Source organism: Sphingobium sp. RS1 (genome assembly GCF_056156825.1).
In genome coordinates, this window is the sequence record NZ_JBLZXE010000003.1 from 179,559 (window position 1) to 204,705 (window position 25,147).

The 25,147-nt window shown below is 62.4% G+C and carries 15 protein-coding genes; 8 read left to right on the forward strand and 7 right to left on the reverse strand.

Going from position 1 to position 25,147, the window contains the following annotated elements; translation table 11 throughout:
- Window positions 1–11: 11 nt before the first annotated feature.
- From ACNHGR_RS20915 to ACNHGR_RS20925, 3 genes are read right to left on the reverse strand one after another with little or no spacing between them, the layout of a single operon-like run.
- Window positions 12–1,175 (reverse strand): Gfo/Idh/MocA family protein, encoded by a 1,164-nt coding sequence (locus ACNHGR_RS20915; protein WP_475288682.1) that lies wholly within the window; start codon window positions 1,173–1,175, stop codon window positions 12–14.
- A gap of 28 nt (window positions 1,176–1,203) precedes the next feature.
- Entirely contained in the window at window positions 1,204–2,253 is a 1,050-nt protein-coding gene (locus ACNHGR_RS20920; RefSeq protein WP_184274687.1) for a sugar phosphate isomerase/epimerase family protein, read from the reverse strand.
- Entirely contained in the window at window positions 2,250–3,503 is a 1,254-nt protein-coding gene (locus ACNHGR_RS20925; RefSeq protein ID WP_475288684.1) for an MFS transporter, read from the reverse strand. Before ACNHGR_RS20925 ends, ACNHGR_RS20920 begins: the two co-directional genes overlap by 4 nt.
- Before the next feature lie 123 nt (window positions 3,504–3,626).
- On the opposite strand from ACNHGR_RS20925, the gene ACNHGR_RS20930 reads away from it, so the two are divergent.
- Window positions 3,627–4,631, forward strand: a complete 1,005-nt coding sequence (locus tag ACNHGR_RS20930; protein WP_184274994.1) for a LacI family DNA-binding transcriptional regulator — start codon at window positions 3,627–3,629, stop codon at window positions 4,629–4,631.
- 31 nt (window positions 4,632–4,662) lie between these two features.
- On the opposite strand, the gene ACNHGR_RS20935 is transcribed toward ACNHGR_RS20930, so the two are convergent.
- Window positions 4,663–6,204, reverse strand: a complete 1,542-nt coding sequence (locus tag ACNHGR_RS20935; protein WP_475288686.1) for a right-handed parallel beta-helix repeat-containing protein — start codon at window positions 6,202–6,204, stop codon at window positions 4,663–4,665.
- Between the two features lie 380 nt (window positions 6,205–6,584).
- Between ACNHGR_RS20935 and ACNHGR_RS20940 the strand changes: the two genes are divergently transcribed.
- The 3 genes from ACNHGR_RS20940 (at window position 6,585) to ACNHGR_RS20950 (ending at window position 13,256) form a co-directional block, all read left to right on the forward strand.
- Complete coding sequence (locus tag ACNHGR_RS20940; protein WP_475288688.1) at window positions 6,585–8,834, forward strand: putative bifunctional diguanylate cyclase/phosphodiesterase; 2,250 nt, start codon at window positions 6,585–6,587, stop codon at window positions 8,832–8,834.
- Window positions 8,835–9,173: 339 nt separating this feature from the next.
- Window positions 9,174–10,805: a Na+/H+ antiporter gene (locus ACNHGR_RS20945; RefSeq protein WP_184274693.1), complete on the forward strand. Its 1,632-nt coding sequence runs from the start codon at window positions 9,174–9,176 to the stop codon at window positions 10,803–10,805.
- 159 nt (window positions 10,806–10,964) lie between these two features.
- Entirely contained in the window at window positions 10,965–13,256 is a 2,292-nt protein-coding gene (locus ACNHGR_RS20950) for a TonB-dependent receptor (RefSeq protein ID WP_475288691.1), read from the forward strand.
- A gap of 401 nt (window positions 13,257–13,657) precedes the next feature.
- On the opposite strand, the gene ACNHGR_RS20955 is transcribed toward ACNHGR_RS20950, so the two are convergent.
- Window positions 13,658–14,278 carry a TetR/AcrR family transcriptional regulator gene (locus ACNHGR_RS20955; RefSeq protein WP_475288693.1) on the reverse strand — a complete coding sequence of 207 codons (621 nt, stop codon included), beginning with the start codon at window positions 14,276–14,278 and terminating at the stop codon, window positions 13,658–13,660.
- 186 nt (window positions 14,279–14,464) lie between these two features.
- On the opposite strand from ACNHGR_RS20955, the gene ACNHGR_RS20960 reads away from it, so the two are divergent.
- The 4 genes from ACNHGR_RS20960 to ACNHGR_RS20975 all read left to right on the forward strand — a co-directional run bounded on the left by ACNHGR_RS20960 (window position 14,465) and on the right by ACNHGR_RS20975 (window position 22,364).
- Window positions 14,465–17,923 (forward strand): acyl-[ACP]--phospholipid O-acyltransferase, encoded by a 3,459-nt coding sequence (locus ACNHGR_RS20960; protein WP_475288694.1) that lies wholly within the window; start codon window positions 14,465–14,467, stop codon window positions 17,921–17,923.
- 99 nt (window positions 17,924–18,022) lie between these two features.
- Window positions 18,023–18,223 (forward strand): hypothetical protein, encoded by a 201-nt coding sequence (locus ACNHGR_RS20965; protein ID WP_184274699.1) that lies wholly within the window; start codon window positions 18,023–18,025, stop codon window positions 18,221–18,223.
- Between the two features lie 182 nt (window positions 18,224–18,405).
- Window positions 18,406–20,694 (forward strand): TonB-dependent receptor, encoded by a 2,289-nt coding sequence (locus tag ACNHGR_RS20970; RefSeq protein WP_475288695.1) that lies wholly within the window; start codon window positions 18,406–18,408, stop codon window positions 20,692–20,694.
- Between the two features lie 23 nt (window positions 20,695–20,717).
- Window positions 20,718–22,364, forward strand: a complete 1,647-nt coding sequence (locus tag ACNHGR_RS20975) for an alkaline phosphatase D family protein (protein ID WP_475288697.1) — start codon at window positions 20,718–20,720, stop codon at window positions 22,362–22,364.
- A gap of 527 nt (window positions 22,365–22,891) precedes the next feature.
- Here the strand turns inward: ACNHGR_RS20975 and ACNHGR_RS20980 are convergent.
- Window positions 22,892–23,652 (reverse strand): IS5 family transposase gene (locus ACNHGR_RS20980; RefSeq protein ID WP_475285579.1). Its coding sequence is split into 2 segments (ribosomal slippage): window positions 22,892–23,319 and window positions 23,319–23,652, totalling 762 coding nucleotides; the frame shifts between segments, so codons are not numbered across the junction.
- 28 nt (window positions 23,653–23,680) lie between these two features.
- Window positions 23,681–25,144 (reverse strand): TPM domain-containing protein, encoded by a 1,464-nt coding sequence (locus tag ACNHGR_RS20985; protein ID WP_475288698.1) that lies wholly within the window; start codon window positions 25,142–25,144, stop codon window positions 23,681–23,683.
- Window positions 25,145–25,147: the final 3 nt, after the last annotated feature.

Genomic DNA, 25,147 nt, shown 5'->3' on the forward strand with positions numbered 1-25,147 from the left:
CGGAAGGCCCATTACACGGTCATAGACCACTGGTCCCGTGCCAGCCATGCGCCCGCCGTGCTGGACGCGATCGCGCCTGCGATGAAGCGCATGCCTTCCAACCCGTCCTCGATACCGGGCAGATTCACGCCGCCTGTCTCGGCGCCACTTTCTTTCGCCAGGATCAGGTCGGCGGCATCGGCATAAAGCTGGGCAAAGGCTTCCAGATAGCCCTCCGGATGATGGCCGGGCAGGCGCGTGGTATAGCCCCCTATACCCATGGTGTCGTTGCCACGCTCGATGATCCGGGTCGGTTCGCCCATGCGCGTGAAGCGTAGCTGGTTGGGATTTTCCTGATCCCATTCCACGCCGGCCTCGCTGCCGAACAACCCGAGCTTCAGCTGATTTCCCTTGCCGGGGGCAACCTGCGTCGCCCAGAGCATGCCCTTGACCCCGCCTGGATAGCGCAGCAGCAGATGGACATTATCGTCCAGCCTGCGCCCTGCGCCGAAGGCATCGAGATCGGCGCACAGGGCGTCGGCGCGCAAGCCCGTAACGTAGCTCGCCAGGTGATAGGCGTGGGTGCCGATATCGCCCAACGCCCCGCCCCCCCCGGACCGCGCTGGATCGGTGCGCCAGGCGGCCTGCTTGTTATCCTGCTGTTCCAGCGGAGTCGTTAGCCAGTCCTGCGCATATTGGGCCTGCACGATCCGCAACGTGCCCAGCAGGCCGGACTCCACCATCGCCCGCATGTGACGAACCATCGGATAGCCGGTATAAGTATGGGTCAGCACGAATGCCCGGCCCGAAGCCGCGACGGCTCGGGCAATAGCTAGTCCTTCCTGGATCGTTGCGGCCAGCGGCTTGTCGCAAATGACATGAAACCCGGCCTCCAGCGCAGCGATCGCTGGCGCGGCGTGCAGATGATTGGGTGTGACGATGGCGACCGCATCGATCCGGTCATCGCCGCGCGCCGCTTCCGCCGCGATCAGGCCGCGCCAGTCGGCATAGCTGCGGTCGGGCGCGATCCGGCATTCTGCCGCGCCCTGCCCCGCGCGGTCGGGGTCGGACGAAAGGGCTCCCGCGACCAGTTCCCACCGATCGTCCAGCCGGGCGGCGATGCGGTGGATCGGTCCGATCATGGCGCCGGGTCCGCCTCCGATCATGGCATAGCGCAGTCGTCTTGGCGTCGTCATGGAATAGTCCTTGTAGAGCGCGGGGCGTTCAAAGACCCAGAAGGCGGCGATTGGCCTCCGGGTCGAGATCGCTCGCGGCGAAATCGTCGAAGGCGCGCTCGGTCACGCGGATGATATGATCGCGAATGAAGGGCGCGCCTTCGCGGGCGCCATCCTCCGCATGTTTGATCGCGCATTCCCATTCCAGCACGGCCCAGCCGGGGAAGTCATATTGCGCCATCTTGGAGAAAATGGCGCTGAAATCGACTTGTCCATCGCCCAGCGAACGGAACCGGCCGGCACGGTCCGCCCAATTCTCATAGCCGCCATAGACGCCGCTTCGCCCGGTCGGGTTGAACTCTGCGTCCTTGACGTGGAAGCAGGCGATCCGGTCATGATAACGGTCGATGAAGTCGAGATAGTCAAGCTGTTGCAGGACATAATGTGACGGATCGAACAATATCTTTGCACGGGGATGATGGTCGACGGCGGCCAGGAAGCGTTCCCAGGTCGCACCATCATGAATGTCCTCGCCCGGATGGATTTCATAGGCGCAATCGACACCGGCGGCATCGAATGCGTCCAATATCGGGCGCCAGCGCCGTGCCAGCTCGGCAAAGGCTTCCTCGATCAGGCCCGCCGGGCGCTGCGGCCAGGGGTAGACATAGGGCCAGGCGAGCGCGCCGGAAAAGGTCGCGTGGGCGGCAAGGCCCAGATTGGCGCTTGCCTTTGCGGCCAGCTTCAACTGGTCGACGGCCCATGCCTGGCGTTCCTGCGGCTTGCCGCGCAAGGCAGATGGAGCGAACCCGTCGAACAGCGTGTCATAGGCGGGGTGAACCGCGACCAGTTGTCCCTGCAAATGGGTCGACAATTCAGTAGGCTCGACGCCATACCGTGCGAGCATGCCGCGCAGATCATCGCAATATCCCTTGCTTTCCGCCGCGATATTCAGATCGATGAGCCGCGGATCGCACGGGATCTGGATGCCCTTATAGCCCAGTTCCCCGGCCCAGCGCGCCAGATTATCCAGCGTGTCGAACGGGGCGGTATCGCCCATGAACTGCGCCAGGAAAATGGCCGGTCCCTTGATTGTCTTCATGGCTGCGTCTCCACGCGGCTGTCGTCGCGGAATGCGATCTGGAAAAGGACGGCGATGACGGCCGCGGCAATGGCCGGGTACCACCACATATGATGCCAGTCGGCGATGTCCGGCGTGGCGGGCATCTGGGCATAGAGCCATGCGCCGATCTGCGAGCCGAGCAGCATGCCGACGCCGTAGGTGAAGAGGGTGAGCATGCCCTGCGCCTGCGCATTGACGCCCTTGGGCGTGGCGATCGTGCCGGTGTAGATGGCGCCGGCCACGAAGAAGAAGTCGTAGCACAGGCCATGGAGCGCGACGCCCAGATAGATGGCCCAGATCGAACCTTCCCCATCCCCGATCGCGAACAGCGCATAGCGCACGGCCCAGGCGATCATGCCGATCAGCAGCAATGGCTTCACGCCGAAACGGCGATAGAGCCAGGGCATCGAGAACATGAAGACCAGTTCCGACATCTGGCCGATGGCCAGCGTGCCGCCGACATTGCTGATGCCGGCCGCGCCGACATAGGGCGACGCATAGGCATAATACATGGCGAGCGGGACGGAGATCAGGGTCGCGCACAGGATGAAGATGAGGAAGGAGCGCTGCCTGAGCAGGTTGAACGCCTCGACGCACAATACCTGGCGCACCAGGCTTTCATCCCGTGGTGCATCGGCCTCCACATGGGGCAATGTCAGACTGTAAAGCCCCAGCGCGATCGACACGATGGCGGCGACCTGGAAGATTTTCGGGCTGGCGGACAGGCCCGCCCAGCCGATAATCAGGCCGGCCACAATCCAGCCCAGCGTGCCGAAGGCCCGCACGAAGGGAAAGCGATCGACCCGTGCGCCAAAGCTTTTGAGCGCAATCGTGTTCGAAAGGCCGACCGTGGGCATGTACAGGATCATATAGGCCAGCAGCAGCCATACGAACGTGCCGCCGGTTTCCGGCGTAATCAGCGTTGGAAGCAGGAAGAGCAGGACACCGCCGACAAGATGCAGCACCACCATCAGCATCCGGGGCGCAAGATAGCGCGTCGCGGCCATGCCGATCAGGAAGGACCCGGCGATCGACGCGATGGGCCCCACCGAAAAAGCGTTGCCGATGAGCGCGCCTAGTCCCACCGTCTGCATGACGAGGCCCAGGGTCACGTTCCATGCTCCCCAGACGAAGAACTGCATGAACATCATCGCGCTCAGGCGCGACGTCAAAATCATCGATGGCGACGCGGCATCGCCGCCGCTGGAAACAGGTGTGGCACCGGTCATGGCATATCCTCAACCAAGTCGGATTGGTCCGCTCTTTGGGGTGAATAGGTAGGAAAATTGCCGATGTAAAGGTTTACAAAGAAACCCGTCGACATTGTTGAGGGTAACCCGCATGTACGGATGATGCCGACGATCATCGATGTGGCGAAAGCCGCAGGAGTCTCCATTGCGACCGTATCGCGGGTGCTCAGCCAGCCGGGCAGGGTGAGCGAGCAGACGCGGCAGCGCGTCATGGATGTGATCGACCGATTGGGCTACAAGCCCAATGTGGTTGCGCGGGCGCTACGGACGCACAAGGCGGCCAAGATCCTCGTCACCGTACCCGATATCTCCAATCCCTTTTTCGCCAGCGTGATCCGCGGCGCGGAAGAGGTCGCGCGCGATGCCGACTATGCCGTGGTCCTGGGGGATACGCGGCACGATCCGGTGCTGGAAAATCAATATGCGCAGATGGTCGGGCGGCGGGAGGTTGATGGCATGATCTTTCTCGGGCATCGCCTGCCAGATAGCGTGCATGCGCTCGTCACGGACCGGGCGGGCGCCGTTCCGGTCGTCAATGGCTGCGAATATAGCCAGGATCTGATCGTCCCGAGCGTGCATATCGACAATGCCGCGGCCGGGCGGGATGCCATGCTGCATCTGATCGGTCTGGGGCATCGAGCCATCGGCATCATTACCGGGCCGCTGGTCGGCCCCATCAGCCGGGATCGGCTGGCCGGCGCGCAGGCGGTGGCGGCGGACCATGGCCTGTCGGATCAGCTCGGGGTGCTGGAAGGCGATTTTTCGGCAGGGTCCGGCTTCGACAATGCCGCCGCCCTGCTTGAACAGGGCGTGACGGCCCTGTTCTGTTTCAGCGACGAAATGGCGATGGGTGCGATCGGCGCAATCCGGGCATCCGGCCGATCATGCCCGGATGATGTGTCGGTCATCGGCTTTGACGATATCGCGATTTCCTCCTTCTTCGAACCGCCATTGACGACGGTGGTTCAGCCCAAGGCGGCGATTGGGCGAGAGGCGATGACGATGTTGCTCGACATATTGGGCGGCAGGGACATCGCAGTCGCGCACCTGACATTGCCGCACGAACTGGTCGTCCGGGGCAGCACGTCGCGATGCCGCCCGGTCTGACCCGTCTAACCGGTCAGTTCGACGCGCCCCATCATCGACGGGCTTCGAATATCGATATGCGGCGCGATTGCTTCAGGTCGATCGTGGATTGCAGCTCGCGCTGGAGCATGGTCAGCATCCATGCCCGATGCCGGACCAGATAGTCGGCAAAACCGTCGGCACTGGCAGGGTTGAAGACAGGCACGGCCCAGTCGAGCGGCTGCTCCGCATAAGCTGTAGGCGGCTGGATCAGGCCGTCGTCCGGCAGGTCGATATGGCGCCCCAGATAGGCATTGTCCTTGAACCGTATATATTCGACCGGCGCAAAGCCGGCCTTGATGATGTAGTCGGGGCCATTGCGGCCGATTTCGCTGCCATATCGGGCCGTGCCGGCCACCTTGAAGACATTGTCCTGGAACCGCACGTCGCGCGCCCAGCCATCCCAGTTGGTCGCCACGATCATCTGCACATCCATCGCCTTGCCGACATGAATGACATTCTTTTCTACCAGCGCGTCGGACACATTGCCTGACAGCTGGAATATACGGGTGCCGTCGTTGCGACTGACATTATAGCGGGCGACCGTGCCGCGATTGCCCAGATTGTCCTTGTCGTTCCGCTTGGGCGAACAGATCAGCAGGAAGCCGCCGGCATTGTCGTGGCTGTAATTGTAGAGCAGTGTGGTCCGCCGTGAATTAAAGTCGGAATCGAACCCCTGACCGTCGTAGCGGGTGCGGGTATAGGCGGCTTCGTTCAACTGGATCAGGCTGTTGTCCGTACTCCATTGCCAGATGCCCGCGCTGTAGCCCGGCGCGCGGCTGCCGGCATAGCGCACGATATTATGCTCGATCAGTGCGCCGTCGGTGCCGCGTGGCACGATGCCATCGCCGCCAATATCCTCGACATAATTGTCGCGAATGACGACATCCTCGCTCGGGAACCAGTTGCTGAAGGTCACCCGGTCGCTGATCCCGGCAATGCCGGACCGATCGACGCGCCAAACGATGTTGCGTTCGATGATGAGGTCGCGGAAGCGGGTGGCAAGCTTCTGCCCGGTAGCGCTGAAGACGATGCCGCCATTATCCTTGCGCGCGTTGGTCCCGCTGATGTCATGCACATACATGTCGGCGATGCGGATGCCGCGCGTGACGCCGCGATCCTGCGCCGATACCAGCACGCCATAGCGCTGAGCCGGGGCAGGGGCGCTGTTGGTGACTTCCAGCCCGCTGATCGTCACATATTCCGCGTTCAGCACCGCGACGGCATGCGGGGATACGCCTCCGGCATCGATACGGGGGCGCGGGCCGATGCCAGTCGCCGTGACCAATATGGAGGCATTCGCCTTGCCTGATCGGGTGATGGTCAACGGCTCCTTCCATGCCGATCCAGCCGCCAGCAGGATTTGATCGCCAGGTTGCAGCGGAAAATCCCTCACCCGCGCGAGTGATTGCCAGGCCAGCGCGTCGGACGTGCCGCTCAACCGATCGTCGCCCTTGATCGAATTGACATAATAGGTGGTGGCCTGCGCGCTGGATTGCGCGCCCACGGCTGACAGGCAGGACAGCAGGGCATAGGCCCCCCAATATCTAAGCAAGTAGCACACCTCAAAATTGCCAAGCGATCACTCTCACTTTAATCGCAAGCGCCTGAACGGGAAGTGAAATAGGCCGGCGAACCGTCCTTCGCCATGCTCGCTTTTCCTGGGGCGGAGAGAGATTTTCGCCCTCCTTCGCCGCATTGGCCGGGTCTGAATCCACCGGAGAATGGCTTGGCGCGGTTAAGTGATTAAAAACCAATATCTTATAGATAGTAGTAAGTCAGAGGCTCCTGCGCACCTGGCTGAAACGCCATTCTTCCGTCACGCGGCCTTTTCTGTGCCGGGCGACGGCCGACCGAGTGAAGATCTACGTGCAGCCTTTTCCTTTCACGCGCCTGACCGAATGGCTCCTCGATTCGAGGACCAGGGTGCCGGCCGTGATCGCGGATCAGTTGAAAAACGGCCTGTTTTCCTCGCTGCCGATTTTCCTTGGCGGGGTGCTCAATGCCACGGCCGTGGCTACGATCGCCGCCTTGCGACATCCCACTGCGCCGTTCCTAGGCTGGCTGTTCTTCGAAATCGGCCTGGGCCTCGTGCGGATGGCCGTGCTCATCCATGGCAAGAAGCGGATGGAAGCGGGCGTCACGCCGCCGCGCGGTCTGTCGGCCCTGCTGTCCTGTTGCTGGGCCCTGTCGGTCGGTATAGGCACATCGCTCTGCATCCTGTCGGGCGACTGGATATTGGCAACGATCGCCTGCCTGTCGGCCGCCGCGATGGTGTGCGGCATATGCCTGCGCAATTTCGGCACCCCCCGGCTGGCGGCCACCATGGTCTTTCTGGCGCTGGCGCCCTGCGCCGTGGCCGGCAGCCTGACCGCCGACCCGGTTCTTCCCGTCATCAGCGTCCAGTTGCCGATCTTCATGCTCACCATTTTCTCGGCATCCTTCGCGCTGCATCGGATGCTGGTATCCTGGATGACGGCCATCGCCGATCTTGAGCGGAGCGAGTCGCTCAACGAAACCATCCTGCGCTCCAGTCCCGATCATATGCTGATCCTGGAGGAAGATTATCGGATCATCTTCTACAACCAGCCGGAGGGCGGACTGAGTGCCGACAATCTGATCGGCCGCAACTGGCTGTCCGAAGTCGGGGAGGACGATCGGGCAGCGGCGCAGCGCGCGCTGGATCAGGCCAAGGCCGATCAGCCCGCCAACCTGATCCTCAGCCTGATGCCCGACACGGAACTGGCCCCCGAACTTACGAAACGGCGCTGGTTTGACATCGCGATCAACAGGACGTCCGATGCCTCGGGCCGGCTGATCGTGGTCGCCCGCGATATCACCCATCAGAAAAAGTCGGAGGAAAAGGCCGTCTGGATGGCGCAGCATGACGCGCTCACCGGCCTGCCCAATCGCGCGCTGCTTCAGGACCATCTCGACCAGGCATTAGCCCATGTCGGACGAGAGATGGAGGCAGCGATGCTCATCGTCGATGTCGACAATTTCAAGGCCGTCAATGACAGCGTCGGCCATGATGGCGGCGATGCCTTGCTCTGCGCCTTTGCCGATCGGCTGCGTACCGCAGTGGGGCAGGGCGATCTGGTCGCCCGCACCGGTGGCGACGAATTTGCTTTGGTGATCGCGGCCCGCTCTGTCGAGGCCGTCGAACAGGTCGCCCAGACCATCTACGATCAGTTGCGCACCCCGATCAACCATGCAGGCCGGCTGCTCGAATGCAGCGCCAGCATCGGGGCCAGCTTCATCCCGCGCGACGGCCGGACCTGGTCGGAAATCATGAAGGCGGCCGATATCGCCCTCTACGCTGCCAAGACGGGCGGCCGGGCCCGGCTGCGCATCTTCGAACCGGGTATGATGGTGGAGGTCGAGCGGCACCAGACGATGATCGCGTTGGCCCGTCAGGCGCTGACCCATGACACGATCGTCCCGCATTACCAGCCCAAGGTCTGGCTGCGAACCTCGCAGGTCAGCGGATTCGAGGCTTTGCTGCGCTGGCGCGATCAGGATGGCCAGCTTCGCACGCCGGATATGGTCCGTGCCGCCTTTGACGATCCGGCACTGGGTTCGCTGCTCAGCGAGCGCATGTTGCAAAAGGTGCTGGACGATATCCAGCGCTGGACCGGCATGGGCCTGCCTTTTGGCCATGTGGCGATCAACGTAGCAGGCGCCGATTTCCGTCAGGGCGGTTTCGCCGACAAGGTCATACGCAGCCTGACGGCGCGCCAGTTGCCGCCCTCCTGTATCCAGATCGAGGTAACGGAAAATGTATTTCTGGGTCATAGCGCCGGTGAGGTCGAACGCGAATTGCGGGCTTTGAGCGACCACGGCATCCGTATTGCGCTTGACGATTTCGGCACCGGCTACGCATCGCTCTCGCATCTGACGCAATTCCCGGTCGACCTGCTCAAGATCGACCGTTCCTTCATTCAGCGCATCGGCAACAGCACGGATGCGGAGGCAATCACGTCGACGGTCGTCAATCTGGGGCATTGCCTGGGGTTGGAAATCGTGGCCGAAGGCATCGAGACGGCGGCGCAGGAAGCCTATCTGCGCGACATCAACTGTGATGTCGGACAGGGCTTCCTCTATGCTCGTGCCATGCCGGCCGATGCGGTGCCTGCTTGCCTCGCGGACGCCGAAACTGCCTTCCGCATCGCGAAGGCCAGCTAGGCGGCGTGGACGTATCCGCCAACATCTCTCTGTCCCTTGATATATGCGAGGCAGCCTGTTGTCTGTCCTGCAGGATCGAACTCCATTATTCTGCGATCGGTTCTTTCGATTGTCGGCAGAAGATGGGTTGCAGGCCTGCCCGCGCAGGCACCGCAAAAGCGACATAAGGTGACAATTCTGCATGCATTTTGCGGTGCTTTTGTCACTTTATCGCCCGATCCAGAGCGGCGGCCCTGCGTTCACGCCGCTTAGGTTTCGGGATATTATCAGGCCTTCGGGGTTGCCCCCTTCGCCTCTCGGCCTCTAGGGTCCATCCGCATCCAGAGACGGAGGATTGGTTTGGAGACAGTTTCGATCGTGCTTTTCCTGCTGCTGGCCGTGGTCGTCAGCGGGGCGATATCTCGAATGCTGCCCATTTCCATACCCACGCCGCTGGTGCAGATTCTGCTCGGTGCGATCATCGGCCTGTCGACGTCGCACCGGGTCGATCTCGACCCGGAACTCTTCCTGTTCCTTTTCCTCCCGCCGCTTCTCTTTCTCGATGGTTGGCGCATTCCCAAGGATGAACTGCTCAAGGACGTCTCGACCGTGGTCGAACTGGCGCTGGGCCTTGTCCTCCTCACCGTGGTCGGCATGGGCTTCTTCATCCACTGGATGATCCCCGCCATGCCGCTTGCGGTCGCCTTCGCGCTGGCCGCCGTCGTGTCGCCGACCGATCCGATCGCCGTGTCCGCCATCGCGGCGCGGGTGCCCATTCCCAAGCGGATGATGCATATATTGGAAGGGGAATCCCTCCTCAACGACGCGTCCGGCCTCGTCTGCCTGCGCTTTGCCGTTGCCGCGGCGCTGACGGGCACCTTCTCGGCCGGCGCTGCGACGCTCAATTTCCTTTGGGTGGCAGGGGCCGGGCTGGTGATCGGTGTCGCGGTCACACTGGCCGTCACCCGCGCCAAGGCGTTCGTGACGAAACGCTGGGGCGAAGATACCGGATCGCAGATTCTCGTCAGCCTGCTCATCCCGTTCGGCTCCTACATGCTGGCCGAACATATTCATGCGTCAGGTATATTGGCGGCGGTTGCTGCGGGCGTCACCATGACCTTCGCGGAAATCTCCCGGCAAACCATGGCCAGCACGCGCATGCGGCGCAATTCCGTTTGGGACATGATCCAGTTCACGCTCAACGGCATCATTTTCGTGCTGCTGGGCGAACAACTGCCCGGCATTCTCCAGGGCGCGCGCCAAACGGTCGCGCTGACCGGCCATGCCTCGCCCTGGTGGCTCGCCATCTATATCATCGCCATCGTGGCCGGCCTTGCGTTGTTGCGCTTCGCCTGGGTCTGGGCGTCGCTGCACCTCACCATATTGCGCAAGACGAATCGGACGGGCGATCTGCAGAGCCCTGACTGGCGACTGGTCGCCGCCACCTCTTTCGCCGGCGTACGCGGCGCCATCACACTCGCCGGTGTGCTGACTCTGCCGCTCGCCCTGAACGATGGCACCGCCTTCCCGGCCCGCGATCTGGCGATCTTCCTGGCGGCAGGCGTCATCGTCGTTTCGCTAATTCTGGCCAGCATCGCGCTGCCTTTCCTGCTCAAGGGGCTGACCATGCCGCCCGAACCCTCGAAGCAGGCAGAGGAAGACAGCGCCCGCATCGTCGCCGCCCATGCGGCGATCCAGGCGATCGAGCGCCACCAGCATGCCTTGGCGGAGGATCGCGGTGAAGCAGATCTCTATGCCACCGCCGGCACTCGCGTGATGGACCTTTATCGCGAACGGATCGAGGGATTGAGCGGACATCAGGCGGACGAGGCGCGAGCCGGCAGCCGCCTCGCGGCCGAATTTGCGCTGGTCGGCGTCAAGGCCGAACGCGCCACGCTGGCGCGCATGATCCGCGATCGGCTGGTGAGCGGCGGTACGGCCCGGAAGCTGACGCGCGAACTCGATCTGGCTGAAGCCCGTTATCGCGGCTGAACGACAAGGGGGCTGTGGCGGGATTGCCACAGCCCTCCGCTTTGCGATCAGTCGCGCCGATCAAGCAACATTATGTCACAATAAGGACATGATCGAACCCTAGCGGCCGCGCCCATGGAGGCCGCGAGCCTTTGCAAGACAAGATTATGGGGTACGACTTTGTCCAAGACACTCTTCACCCGGTCGGCACTGATGCTGACCGCCGCGCTCGGCGCGCTGACCACGGCCCATGCCGCGCAGGCGCAGGAGGCCACCGGCGCCGATCAACTGGACGAAATCGTCGTCACCGCCGAGCGTCGCTCGGAAAATCTCCAGAAGGTGCCCGTCTCGGTCGGCGTCGTGCAAGGTGATGCGCTGCGCAACCTGACCGCCGGCGGCGGCGACATTCTCGAACTCGCCGCCCGCGTGCCCGGCCTTTACGCCGAAACCACCACCGGCCGCATCTTCCCGCGCTTCTACATCCGCGGCCTTGGCAATATCGACTTCTATCTCGGCGCGTCGCAGCCGGTGTCGATCATCCAGGACGATGTCGTGCTGGAACATGTCGTGCTGAAGTCGAACCCGGTGTTCGACGTCAATCAGGTGGAAGTGCTGCGCGGCCCGCAGGGATCGCTGTTCGGCCGCAACACCACGGCGGGTATCATCAAGTTCGACACCATCCGTCCCTCGATGGACTGGCAGGGACGCGCCCAGGCCAGCTATGGCAGCTATAACACCGTCACCTTCGACGGCGGCATCGGCGGCCCGATCGTCGCGGACAAGCTCGCCTTCCGCGTCTCGGCCCTCTACCAGCATCGCGACGACTGGGTCGACAACACCTACACCGGCCCCAGCGCCGACGGCACCGTGTCCCCCAGGAAGGACGCGATGGGCGGCTATAATGAGAAGGATATGCGCCTTCAGTTGCTGATGACGCCGACCGAAAATGTGTCGATGCTGACCAGCGTTCACGCGCGCGACTATGACGGCACCTCGACCATCTTCCACCGCGCCGGCCTGACCAAGGGCAGCAACAGCGTGTCGGGCGAACCCCGGTCGAAGATCGCGCTCGACGAAGCGATGGACAACCCGCAGGCCTACAAGACCTATGGCGCGTCGGAAAATATCGCGATCGACATGGGGTCTGTCACCCTGACATCGATCACCGCCTATGAAACCACCAGCGGCTACAGCCGTGGCGACACCGATGGTGGTGCGGGCGCGGACTATCCGGTGGGTGGCGTGGCCAACGGCTTCGGCCAGAGCCAGGGCAATGTCCGCGATCTCGACCAGTTGACGCAGGAAGTCCGCCTCGCCAGCAACGATAGTGGCGCCTTCAAGTGGCAGGTCGGCGGCATGTATTTCGACAGCCGCGACACCACCGACTTCTATCAGCGCGCCTATTTCCTGACGACGGCCGCGCATAATCCCAACAACTGGGTCCGCCTGCGCAACAAGAATGAAAGCTGGGGCCTGTTCGGCCAGGCCAGCTATGAAGTCGTCCCCGGTTTCACCATCACCGCCGGCGGCCGCTACACCAAGGACACGAAGGAAACCCGTCTGGTCAAGGCCACCGCCAATGCGGCGGGCGTGTCGACCTATGCCGGCCGTCGCTACGTGAAGCTGACCGGCAAGGAACCGAGCTGGGACGTCAGCGCCCTCTATGAACTGACCCCCGAAGTCAGCCTCTATGCCCGCGTCGCGCGTGGTTTCCGTGGCCCGACCATCCAGGGCCGCTCGGCGGTCTTCAACAGTGACTTCACCACGGCAGATTCGGAAACGATCATGTCGTACGAAGGTGGCATCAAGACCAGCCTGCTAGGCAATCGCCTGCGCTTCAACCTGTCGGGCTTCGCCTGGAAGGTGAAGGACATTCAGCTGAACGGCAACGATGTGAACGGCAATGGCGTCCTGTTCAACGCCGACGCGGCCAAGGCCTATGGTCTGGAAGCCGACCTCGAAGCGCGTCCGTTCGAGAATTTCACTGTGTCGGCCGGCCTCAGCCTGCTGCACAGCGAGATTAACGACAAGAATGTCTACGCGCAGGTCTGCACGCTGAACGGCGTGGTGGTCTGCACGGTGGAAGATCCGACCGTGACCGTCGCCGGCCGCGGCGTCTTCGCCCAGATCGACGGCAACCCGCTGCCCAACGCGCCGAAATATACCGCCAACATCGCGGCCCGCTATGACGTGCCGCTGGGCAATGGCGGCAAGATCTTCGCGGCGACCGACTGGAACATTCAAGGCTACACCAATTTCGTCCTCTACAAGACGAAGGAGTTCTACTCGAAGGGCGACTTCGAGGGCGGCCTGAAGATCGGCTACACCGCGCCGGACGGCAAATATGAGATCGCCGCCTTCGCCCGCAACATCACCGGCGAGAAGAATATGAAGGGCGTGATCGAAAACTATATGGCGCCGGTGTTCAACGAACCGCGCATCATCGGCGTGTCCTTGAGCGGCAAGCTGTAACGATCAGAAAAGGGGCGCGGTCGATCGGGGTCGCGCCCTTTTTTCTGTCTTTGCCGGCGATCTCCGGTCTGCCTCGTCGGTGCCTTTCAAAACCCTTCCAAAATAGGGTTTCTTCTGATCTGTCCTGACGGATGGAACCGCTGCTGCTCGCCATTCATCCGCTTCTCTCGGCCGGTACGTCCCGTTTAGGCCCCTGTCGCATTCCTGCCGCATCGCTGTGGCCCAGTCGTGACCCATGTTGCGCGTGGGAGGCGCGTCGGGGACGCTTCGCGAACGCCTGGCAGGCGCTTCAGGCCGAAAAAGGCCGACGACATTGTGAACTTCGCCTGTCGCGTCCCGTCGCGCTGGCTCTGTCGATCGGAAGCTTTGCCAGGCAGCCGTCAGCTGCGATGGATGGGCACTCAGCATCCTGCATAATTGAGTGGCAGATCGGCGCCTGCGGCGGCCAGCGACTCCTTGACCCGGGCCGTTGCCATCCCGAGAGGATCGGCCTCCCCCAGCAGGGCGAAGCTGCCGTTGAGCGCGAAGGTACAATGGCCATGCACGGTAGCGACCAGCGACCGGGCGAGGCGAGGGGCCTGATCCCTATTGGCCGCCGGGAGGATGGCAGCGACCTCCCGGACGATCACGTCTGTCAACGCACCGCGCCGCCGCGCAAGCGCTTCCGGCATCGCTATGTCCGCCGGCAACCGATGGTCGTAGATCGCTGTCCACAGATGCATATGCTCCGCCGCGAAGCTGAAATAGCCTTCGACCAGAGTCGCAATGCGATCGGTGGACGGGCCTGCAAGTCTTTCCTCCAGATGGTGCGCCCATTGCTCGAAGGTCCGTGTGTTGATCGCGGCGACCAGCAGGTCATAACTGCCGAATACATTATAGAGCGTACCCACGGCATAGCCGATCCGCTTGGCTACCTCGCGCGCAGAGAATCGGGCAAAGCCCATTTCCGCCATATGCCGATGCCCTTCCTCCAGGATCAGCGCTTCCAGTTCGACGCGGCTATGATCGGATCGCCTGCCCATGGGAACCATGTAGAAATTTAATTATCCACTGTCTAATTTTTTAATTGCTCACTGTTCAATTAATCGATATCCCGATTGCCGACGCGACGGGCAGGCGATCGTGTCGGCGCGCTGTGCATGTTCCGCCGGCGATTAACGGCCCGTCTATACTTGTCACTTACAGGCACTCCATCAGGGGTATTGTTTATGTCTGCACCGGATCTGTCGCTGCTGGGGAAACGACGTTTTGCGCCGTTATTCGTCGTCCAATTCTTGGGGGCGTTCAACGACAACCTCCTGAAATTCGCGCTGTTGTTCCTCGCCAATTTCGTCTTGTTCCGCGCCGAGCCGGACAAGGCGGGTTTGCTGGCGACGATCGCGACCGGCCTGTTCATCCTGCCTTATTTCCTCTTTTCCGCGCTGGCGGGGCAGATCGCCGACGCCTGGGACAAGGCGAAGCTGGTGCGTGCGGTGAAGGCGGCCGAAATCGTCATCATGACAATCGCGCTACTCGGCTTCTGGCTGGAGTCGGTACCGCTGTTGCTCGCCTGCCTCTTCTTCATGGGGCTGCATTCGACCATCTTCGGGCCGGTCAAATTCTCTATCTTGCCGCAACATCTCCACCCGCAGGAATTGATGGGCGGCACCGGACTGGTGGAGGCGGGCACCTTTCTCGCCATCCTGGGTGGCCAGTTGCTTGGCGGAACGCTGACGGGCGCCAGGGTGCCGCTCTGGCTGGCCGATATCGTTGGTACGAGTGCTGCGGGCACTTTGCCGGCATGGATAGCGGGGCTGGCCGCCGTCGCTGTCGCATTGCTGGGCTTCATCGTCAGTCTGGCCGTACCGCCTGCCCCGCCAATCACGCCGGGTCTGCGGATCGATGCCAACGTGTTTCGCAGCACATGGCAGATATTGAAGGCGGCGCGACATGGCCGTGGCGTATGGCTCTCCATTCTGGGGATCAGCTGGTTCTTCGCGGTGGGCGCGGTGCTTCTGTCCCAGTTCGCCACGCTGGTCAGCGGCGTACTGCAAGCCAGTCAGGATGTCGCACAACTCTTCCTGCTGGTCTTCTCGATCAGTGTCGCGCTGGGGTCACTGCTCGTCAATCGGCTGCTTGCGGGTGAAGTCTCCGCCCGCTTCGTGCCGATTTCGGCTTTGGCGCTGGCGGGCTTCATGATCGACCTCTGGCTCGCCACCAGCGCCTATGTGCCGGTGACGCGCGATGCCGGCATTGCCGCCTTCGTTGAAACGGCGGGTAGCTGGCGCATCCTCATTGACCTGTCGGGTATCGCCTTTGCCGGCGGCATGTTCATCGTGCCGCTCTATGCCATCCTTCAGACCCATGCCCCGCGCGAGGAGCGATCGCGTACCATCGCAGCGAACAATATTCTCAACGCCGCCGTCAGCGTTGCGGTTGCGCTGGTCGTCACGCTGATGCTGGCCCGTGGCGAAAGTGTCCCCGGGGTGATCGGCGCGATGGGCTTTGCCACGCTGACGATTGCGCTCATTTCCTGCTGGCTACTGCCCGAAACCGTCATCAAGGCGATCGTGCGCGGCACGTTGCGCCTGCTCTACAGGATTGATCTGTCAGGTGAAGAGAATATGCCCCGCGTCGGTACGCCCGCCGTGGTCGTGGTCAATCATGTGTCCTTCCTCGACGGGCTGCTGCTCGCCGCCTTCCTGCCCGGCAAGCCGACCTTCGCGGTTAACACGCACATTGCCAAAGCCTGGTGGGTGAAGCCCTTCCTCCCGCTGTTCGATGCCTTCCCGGTCGACCCGACCAATCCCATGGCCGCCAAGGCGATGGTGAAGGCGGTGCGCGAAGGACGAACCCTGGTCATCTTCCCCGAAGGCCGTATCACCGTCACCGGCGCGCTGATGAAGATCTTTGACGGCCCCGGCATGGTCGCCGACAAGGCCGATGCGCCGATCATCCCCGTCCGCATCGACGGTGCGCAATATACGCCTTTCTCCCGCCTGCGCGGCAAGGTGCGGCTGCGCAGCTTCCCCAAGATCAGGCTGACCGTGCTGCGGCCGCGCCGTTTCACCATAGAGGGCGAGATGACCGCCCGCGCGCGCCGCGCCATCGCCGGTCGCCGCCTCTATGACGAAATGAGCGAAATGATCTTCGCAACGTCGAACAGTGATGAAACGTTGTTTGCTGCGCTACTGGAGGCGCGTCATATCAACGGCGGCAAGGCGGCCATCGTAGAGGATGTAAAGCGCGAACCAATGAGTTACAACCGGCTGGTCACCGGTAGCCTGGCGCTCGGCCGTCCCTTTGCGGCGGTGAGCCGGCCGGGCGAGGCGGTCGGAGTGCTGCTGCCCAATGTGTCGGCTGTGGTCGCGACCTTCTTCGCGCTCCAGGCGCATGGCCGGGTGCCGGCGATGCTCAACTACACAGCGGGCCTCACCAATTTGAAGGCGGCCTGCACCGCTGCGCAGATCCGCACCATCGTCACCGCTCGCGCTTTCGTCGATCAGGCGAAGTTGGGTGAGATCGTCGCCGCGCTCCAGGCCGAAGGGCTTACGATCCTCTGGCTAGAGGATATCGGCGCTTCCATAGGCACCGGCGCAAAGCTGCGCGCGCTGATCGCCAGCCGCGTGGCCGGCCGCAGCCATCGCCGCCTGCGCATCAGCCCTGACGCGCCCGCCGTCATCCTCTTCACCAGCGGATCGGAAGGCTTGCCCAAGGGCGTGGTGCTGACCCACCGCAACCTGCTTTCCAACTGCCGCCAGCTTGCTGCGCGGATCGATTTCAACAGTTCGGACGTCGTGCTCAATGCCCTGCCGGTGTTCCACAGCTTCGGCCTGACCGGCGGCACGCTGCTGCCGATCCTGCATGGCGTGAAGACGCTGCTCTATCCCAGTCCGCTGCATTACCGGATCGTCCCGGCGCTCGCCTATGACAGCAATGCGACTATCCTGTTCGGCACCGACACCTTCCTGTCGGGCTATGCCCGCATGGCGCACACTTACGACTTCTATTCGCTGCGCTACATCTTCGCGGGAGCGGAGCGGGTGCGCGACGAAACGCGCAAAGCCTATGCCGACAAGTTCGGCCTGCGCATCCTGGAGGGCTACGGCGCGACCGAAGCCGGGCCGGTCATCGCGGTCAACACGCCGATGCATTTCCGCGCCGGTACCGTTGGCCGTCTGCTGCCGGGGATCGAGGCGAAGCTGGACGATGTACCCGGCATTGCCGAGGGTGGCCGCCTGTCGATCCGTGGCCCCAACATCATGGCCGGCTATATGAAGGCGGATGCACCCGGCGTGCTGCAACCGCCGGAGCAGGGCTGGCACGACAGCGGTGACATTGTCACCGTCGACGCCGAAGGCTTCGTCACGATTCGCGGCCGGGCCAAGCGCTTCGCCAAGATCGGCGGCGAGATGGTGTCGCTGCCTGCGGTGGAGGGCTATGCCGCCGCACTCTGGCCTGATGCGGATCATGCCGTCGTCACCCGACCCGACCCGCGCAAGGGCGAGCAACTGGTGCTGTTCACCACGCGCAAGGGGGCGAAGGCGGGCGACCTTCAGGCCTGGGGCCGCGCCAACGGCGTGACCGAACTCGCCATCCCGCGCGACATTCGCGAACTGGACGCACTGCCGGTGCTGGGCACGGGCAAGCTCGACTATGTCGCGATGGGGAATTTGGCGACGACGTGACGGATCAGGTGGCGCTGCCGGTCCGCAACTGACGAAATCTGTGGAAAACTCGCATGGGCGATGGACGATCCTGCATGACTGACGCTACCGGCCCAGCCCATGAGCATCATAGCTACCATCATGAACTCCGCCACGGGCCAGCCTATTCAGAAGATGACGTTTGGCCGCATGCCTAAACCCTGGGTGACTTTTCATCTGGAAAATGGCGAACGGGTCACCGCCGACCGCGTACATGTGGGCAAGCCGGCGCCAGGCAAGTTCGTGGCGCCAGTCGAAGTGTGGGTGACACCCAAGGGCTGACGTTACGGATTTCTGGTTTCAACACCCGATCGCTTGCAGGAACTCAGCCGGTAAGCGATCGGGAATTGATTCCATAACATTGAAATATTTGAATTTTCATCGACCTGTCATCCATTAGCCTCCAGCAGGTCACATCTGTTGGGCAGCGGCGTCCCCATCCAGTCCAATCGGGGGTTCGCACCATGACACGCCGTTTCCAAGTCCTATCGATGCTGCTCGCCAGCAGCGCCGCCGTTCCCGCCATCGCGCAGACCGCAGCGCCCGAAGGCGACACCGCTGGTGCCGGCGAACAGATCATCGTCACGGCCCAGAAGATCGAGCAGCGCGCGATGGACGTGCCGATCACCATCTCCGCCGTCAGTGGCAAGCGGATGGAGGAAATCGGCGTGTCCGACCTGGACGAACTGTCCAACTATATCCCCGGCCTCAACATCCAGGAACAGAGCGCCAACAATCCCGGCATCGTCATTCGCGGCATCACATCGGACAGCGGATCGGCCCAGCAGGCGCCGCGCGTCACCCTCTACTATAACGGCGTCGATATTTCCCGTTCGCGAGGCTCCTATCAGGATATCTACGACATGGAGCGGATCGAGGTGATCAAGGGGCCGCAGGCGACGTTGTTCGGTACCGCTTCGGCGGTCGGCGCCATCAGCATGATCTCCGCTCGGCCCAAGCCCGGCTTTTCCGCCGAACTGAATGCCGGTTACGGCAATTATGACTCCAAGCTGCTCAGCGGCTTCGTCAATGGCGGATCGGACAAGGTTGCCGGCCGTATCGCCTTCGCCTGGAAGAAGCGCGACGGCTATGTGAAGAATCTGTCCGCGACGCAGGATGATCTCTATGCCCGCGACCAGTTGGGTGCGCGCGGATCGCTGCGTCTGAAGCCGACCGAAAGCTTCACCGCCGACCTGATCCTAACCTACGACCGTCAGCGCAACTCGGGCACGCCCTTCGTCTCCCTCGCGCTGCCGACTTCCGAAGGGCCAGGCAATCCCTTCGGTTCGGCCAACCTCAGTGGCTCGCCGCTCTCATCCTCTGTATTGGGCGCCTCGAAACTGGGCCTGCATCGCGACGTCTATGACGCCAACCTGACCTTTAGCTGGGACATTGCCGACGACTGGACGCTGACGATGGTCAATGGCTATCGCAAGTTCGACAGCAATGAAGTGTTCGACGCGGATGGTTCTGCTGCCTGGTATCTGGAGTTTGCAGAGGAAGCGAAGGGATGGCAGGCCAGCCATGAAACCCGCTTCTCCTACGCTGGCGATCATTTCCGCGGGTCGTTCGGCTGGAACGCCTTCCGCGAGAAGAACCATCAGCGCGTGCCATTCTCGACCGAGGAAGGCACCTATATCCAGTGCGCCACCGGCCTGATCCCCGGCCTTGGCTGTATTGCGGCGGACGGCACCGTCACCGCGTCGGACGCTACCGCAATTCTCACCAACGGCGCCGCCACGGTCATTCCCTACAGTTCGGTCTATGAAAATCAGGGCAAGAATGACAGCTATTCGATGTTCGCCGACGGCACCTGGCTTGCCAGCCCGTCGCTGGAACTGACCGCCGGCATCCGCGCTCTTATCGAAAAGCGTCGTTCGGGCTATGTCACCACCGTGCCCAATTCCGTACTGAGCGGTGCGCCGCTGATCCCCGGTCAGGTCAATACCAATGGTCAGGTGCTGCGGACCCAGGGCAGCTTCGCCGCCTTCCTGCCGCGCTTCAACATTCTCTACCGATTCTCGCCGCAGTTGAACGGCTTCGCCACCGTGTCGAAGGGGCGCCGCTCGCCGACCGTCAATCTGGATGCCGCCGCTGGTGGCGTTGCCCGGATCAACCAGATCGCGGAGGAAAATGTCTGGAACTATGAAGTCGGCCTGAAGGGCAATAGCGGTATCTTCTCCGGATCGCTGGGCGTCTATTACCAGACATATGATAATTTCCAGGTCAGCGTCGTCGGCAGCGACGGCGTCGCCCGCACGATGAGCGCCGGCACCGCCAGCAATCTGGGTGTCGAGGCGGAAGTGGCGATCCAGCCGACCAGTTGGCTCAACATCTTCGCCAATGGTGGTTACATTGACGGCGGCATCGACGACAAGGAAGCCAATGGCCGCTTCGCCGGCGACCAGTTCCGCCTCCAGCCCAAATTCCAGGCAGCAGCCGGCTTCACCATCGACGCGCCGATGGGCAACGGAATGCGCTTCTTCGCCACGCCCAGCCTGACCTATCGCAGCAAGATCTATTTCGAAGTGCCCAACACTGAAGCAATCAGCCAGGATGGCGTGACGTTGGTCAACCTGCGCGCAGGCGTCAGCTTTGCCGAAGGCCGTTATGAAATCTCCGGCTTCATGCGCAATGCGACGAACAAGAATTATCTGCTCGACGCGGGCAATACCGGCGGGGCCTTTGGCATCCCCACCTACATCCCGGCAGAACCGCGCTTCTATGGCGTGCAACTGACCGGCCGTTTCTAATTCGGACAAGGAAGGAGAAAGTCATGCGCTTCACCATCGACCGCCGCCTGCTCATCAAGGCCAGCATGCTGGGCCTGGGCGCCCTGTCCATCCCGGGGGCTGCCGCCATCCTGTCGGGCCGTGGTTTCACCCACGGGGTCGCCAGCGGCGAGCCGGGCGCGACATCCGTGCTGCTGTGGACCCGCTATGTCGGGGCGGGCGACAGCAAGTTGCGCGCCGAAGTTGCGACTGATGCGGCCTTTACCAAGGTCGTATCGGGCGGCGAAGTAAGCGCCCGCGCCGATGCCGACCACACCGCCAAGATCACCGTGACCGGCCTCCAGCCCGACGCATGGTATTTCTACCGTTTCATCGCACCCGATGGCCGGATCAGTCGCCTTGGCCGCACTCGTACTCTGCCGCAGGGTGACGTGTCGCGCTTCGGCATCGGTCTCTTCTCCTGCTCCAACATGCCCTTCGGCTTCTTCAACGCCTATGGCCATGCCGCCGCGCGCGACGATATCGACCTGGTCATCCATTGCGGCGACTACCTCTACGAATATGATCGCGGCCATTATCCGAGCGTTGAGGAAACGGTCCCCGGCCGCATCATCGAACCGGCCAGTGAAATGGTGACGCTGGCCGACTATCGCCTGCGCTACGCTTCCTACCGGCTCGATCCCGATCTGCAGGCACTGCATGCCGCCTTCCCGATGATCGCGCAGTGGGACGATCATGAACTGGCCAATGACGCCTATAAGGATGGCGCGGAAAATCATCAGCCCGACAAGGAAGGGGCATGGTCGGCGCGCAAGGCGGTGGCAGAAAAAGTCTATCGCGAATGGATGCCGGTTTCCGAAGCCAACTATGACAGTTTCCAGATCGGTACGCTGGCGACCATCTTCCGCCCCGAAACCCGTATCACGGCGCGCAACAAGCAGTTGAGCGTTGGTGAAGCGGTCGCGGGTCGCGGCGACCTGGCCAAGGCGCTGGCCGAGTTCCGCGATGGCGCCTGGAGCGCGCAGGACCGTACCCTGATGGGCGCGGAGCAGGAAAAATGGCTCTATGATGGTTTCGCTTCGTCGAAGAAGGCCGGCACCGCCTGGCAGATACTCGCACAGCAGGTCATCATGGGCTATGGCCGCTTTCCGACCAATGCCGCCGATTGGGTGCCGTCCAACTCTCCGGAGATCGTCCGCAAGACTCTGGCCGGTGCGGTCGCAGCGTCGCAGGCCGGCCTGCCCTATAATATGGACAGCTGGGACGGCTATCCGGCCGCGCGCAACCGCCTTTATGATGCTGCGTTGGCGGCCGACGCGGACCTCGTCGTCCTGTCGGGCGACAGCCATAATGCCTGGGGCTATAATCTGGGCGAACGCGGACCGGGGCAGGGCGGCGGCAAGGAGCGGGTCGGCGTGGAATTTGCCGGCCACAGCGTCACCTCGCCGGGCTTCGAAACCTATGCCAAGGGCGTGCCGCCGGCCGACATCGCGCGCGCCCTGCGCACAGTCAATCCCGACATGGCCTTTTGCGATGCCAGTCAGCGCGGCTATGTCTCGCTGGAGGTGACGCCGCAGCAGGTCGCGGGCTCCTGGCACTTCATGCAGGATATCCGCACCCGCACCACCAAATTGGCGAGCACCCATCGCATGACGGTGCAGCGCGGCGCGAAGCTGTTGCGGGATAGCTGAACCACAACATCATTTTGCAATCGTTGATCCCGGTCGTCCCGGCGACGGTATCAACGATTGCGGATCAGCCCGACAGGCTCAGGCAAATCGCAATCGCGCGGGCGATAAAGTGGCAAAAGTAGCGCAAAATGCGCGCGGAATTGTCACCTTATGCCACTTTTGCGGTGTCTGTGCAGATCTGTTTGAAGCATTTCTTCTCGACAATCCAAAGAGCCATCGCAGGATAGTAGATATTGCCCCTGTAGGACAGACAAACGCGCTCTCTCACAAGGATTACAACGCAGCGCGATATTCGCGAACTTGCCCAGGCTGCCCTAAACCGGATCATAGCTGAACAGCCACAGGGATGACGCCTGTCCGCTTGCCTTGTCCCCTGTACTCTGAAGTCGTCCGACCATCGTATATTTCGGGTCGGGCTTGATCGCGCCAGACGGCATCAAGGGCGCCAGACGCGGAGACACGTATAATATGACCTCATGGCCATCGTCGGTGGTCATGCTGGCAGCGGTATAGCCTAAGATCAGGACTCATTGATTGATCCAGAAGATGACGGTTGCAGCGATACAGATGGCGGACATGAATGTGTGAGCGCATCGATCGTAGCGGGTATGGATGCGCCGCCAGTCTTTGAGCCTGCCGAACATATTTTCGATCTTGTGGCGCTGGCGATAGAGCATGGCATTGTGCGGGATCGGGATCTTCCGGTTCCTCTTTGACGGGATGCAGGCCGCGATGTTGCGTTCGGCGAGCGCGTTGCGGAACCAGTCGGCGTCATAACCTCGATCGCCGAGCAGGACTTTGGCGCGGGGCAAAGCGTCGAGCATCAGGGCTGCTCCCTTGTAGTCGCTCATCTGGCCCTCGCTCAGCAGCATGACCAGCGGTCTGCCCTTGTCGTCGCATACGGCATGGAGCTTCGAGTTCAGGCCGCCTTTGGTGCGTCCGATACGTCTGGGAACAGCCCCTTTTTAAGCAGGCTGGCCGCTGTCCGGTGCGCCTTCAGGTGGGTCGCATCGATCATCAACTGGTCGGGCTTGCCGCCTTGCGCGGAAAGGGCGGAGAAGATCTTGTTGAACACCCCGAGCCGGCTCCACCGGATGAAGCGATTATAGATCGTCTTCGGCGGACCATAATCGGCGGGCGCATCGCGCCATCGCAAGCCGTTCCTGATGACGAAGATGATGCCGCTGATGATCCGACGATCATCCACCCGTGGCACGCCGTGCGACAGTGGGAAATACGGCTCGATCCGGCGCATCTGCGCCTCCGACAACCAGATCAGATCACTCATGGCAGCGCCTCCTCGCCACGCCATTGAATCAACCGATCCTCATCATCGCAAGCAATTTAATAGGTCCTGAGCCTAGCTTCCCGCCCAATAGCCGTTCATTCGCCTGTCCTATGCCGGTGGGGGCCTTCAGGCTTGTGATACGGCCCGTGATGCGGACCAGATTGCCATTAGGCTGATCCGTCTCCGGGTTGAAGGCGCGCTTTGTCCGCAGCCGCTCATCATTCACCTGCTTATAATGGGCGAGCAGATCGCTCAATGTCTGATATCGGATCGTCCATATATTGTGCTCTGCCCAGAATAAGGTGCCGTTGAACGGGGCGAATAGCGTGTCGGTCCAGCCGGCACAGCCATCGGCATCCTCGCAATTGGGCCATGCCGTGTCGATCCATTGCAGCAATTGCGCTTTGGGATCGGAAAATTCCGCTTCCTTGGCGAGGCCGGGACCAAAGGCGACCGCTGCCTGCCTTTGTCGGGGTGCGACGACGACGACTGCGCCGTTGCCGACGTCCAGCTTGCCTATGCGCAACTGGCGCATCATGGCCCAGGCATAATCCTCGGCGCTCATGCCATGCAGGTCGTTCACCACCAGAAAGCTGATTTCCACGCCGACATCCTTTGCCAGCCCGTATAGCCGCTGTTCCATCGTCCTGACCCGGGCCGGATCGAGACGCCCGGTTTCGTCGACAATGAAGCGGCCATATTTGAACGGGATGGAGCCGGGGTCCGGCAACGCTCGGCTGGGCGCGGAGCTATTGGCGACGGAAGGAGGCTTGTCCGCCGCTGGCAGAGCATCAGGCGCTGCCGACGAAGCAGCCGTGCCGCTATCGCAAGCCGCACCGTTTGCCTGATGGCAGGCCTGAACCCAGCCTTGCCTGATCGCTTCGGCGCGCGCGCTCTTCGCCGGATGGGTCAGTGTGCCATGGCTGGTGCCGACTGCCATGATCATCTGCTGTGCGGCGGCGAGGGGCGCGCCCATATTCTGCAGGACATAGCCGCTGAATTTGTCGGCCTCCAGTTCGATCTCCGGGCGACTGCCGCCCGGTACGATCGTATGGCCCGACAGATGATGCGCAATCTCATGCGCCATGATGCTGATCGGGCCCCACATGTTGCCGCCGACCTGCGCCTGCGCCGCCTTGATGAATTGCGGATTGAAGGCGATCACACGGCGCGGGACGCGCTGGTTGTCCAGCAGGATGACGGCGGCCGCATTGGGAACGGGGCCGGACACGACAACGAAATTGGCGGGCAGGCCCGTATAGCTCATGATCCGGGTAACGGCGCTGGCGCAATCGTCGGGTGCGGTGCCATTGAGCGCAGAGGCATCCGCCTTGATCGATTTACCATCATAGGAACAAGCTTGCAGGGTGGAAGCGATGGCTTCGACTTTGCTGGTGCCGGAAATCGCATCGCGGGTCGCCGCGTCCTTGTCGCATCCGACCAGCATCAGGACGCCGATCATCGCGGTCGAAACCAGAACCCGTTGGCGCATCAG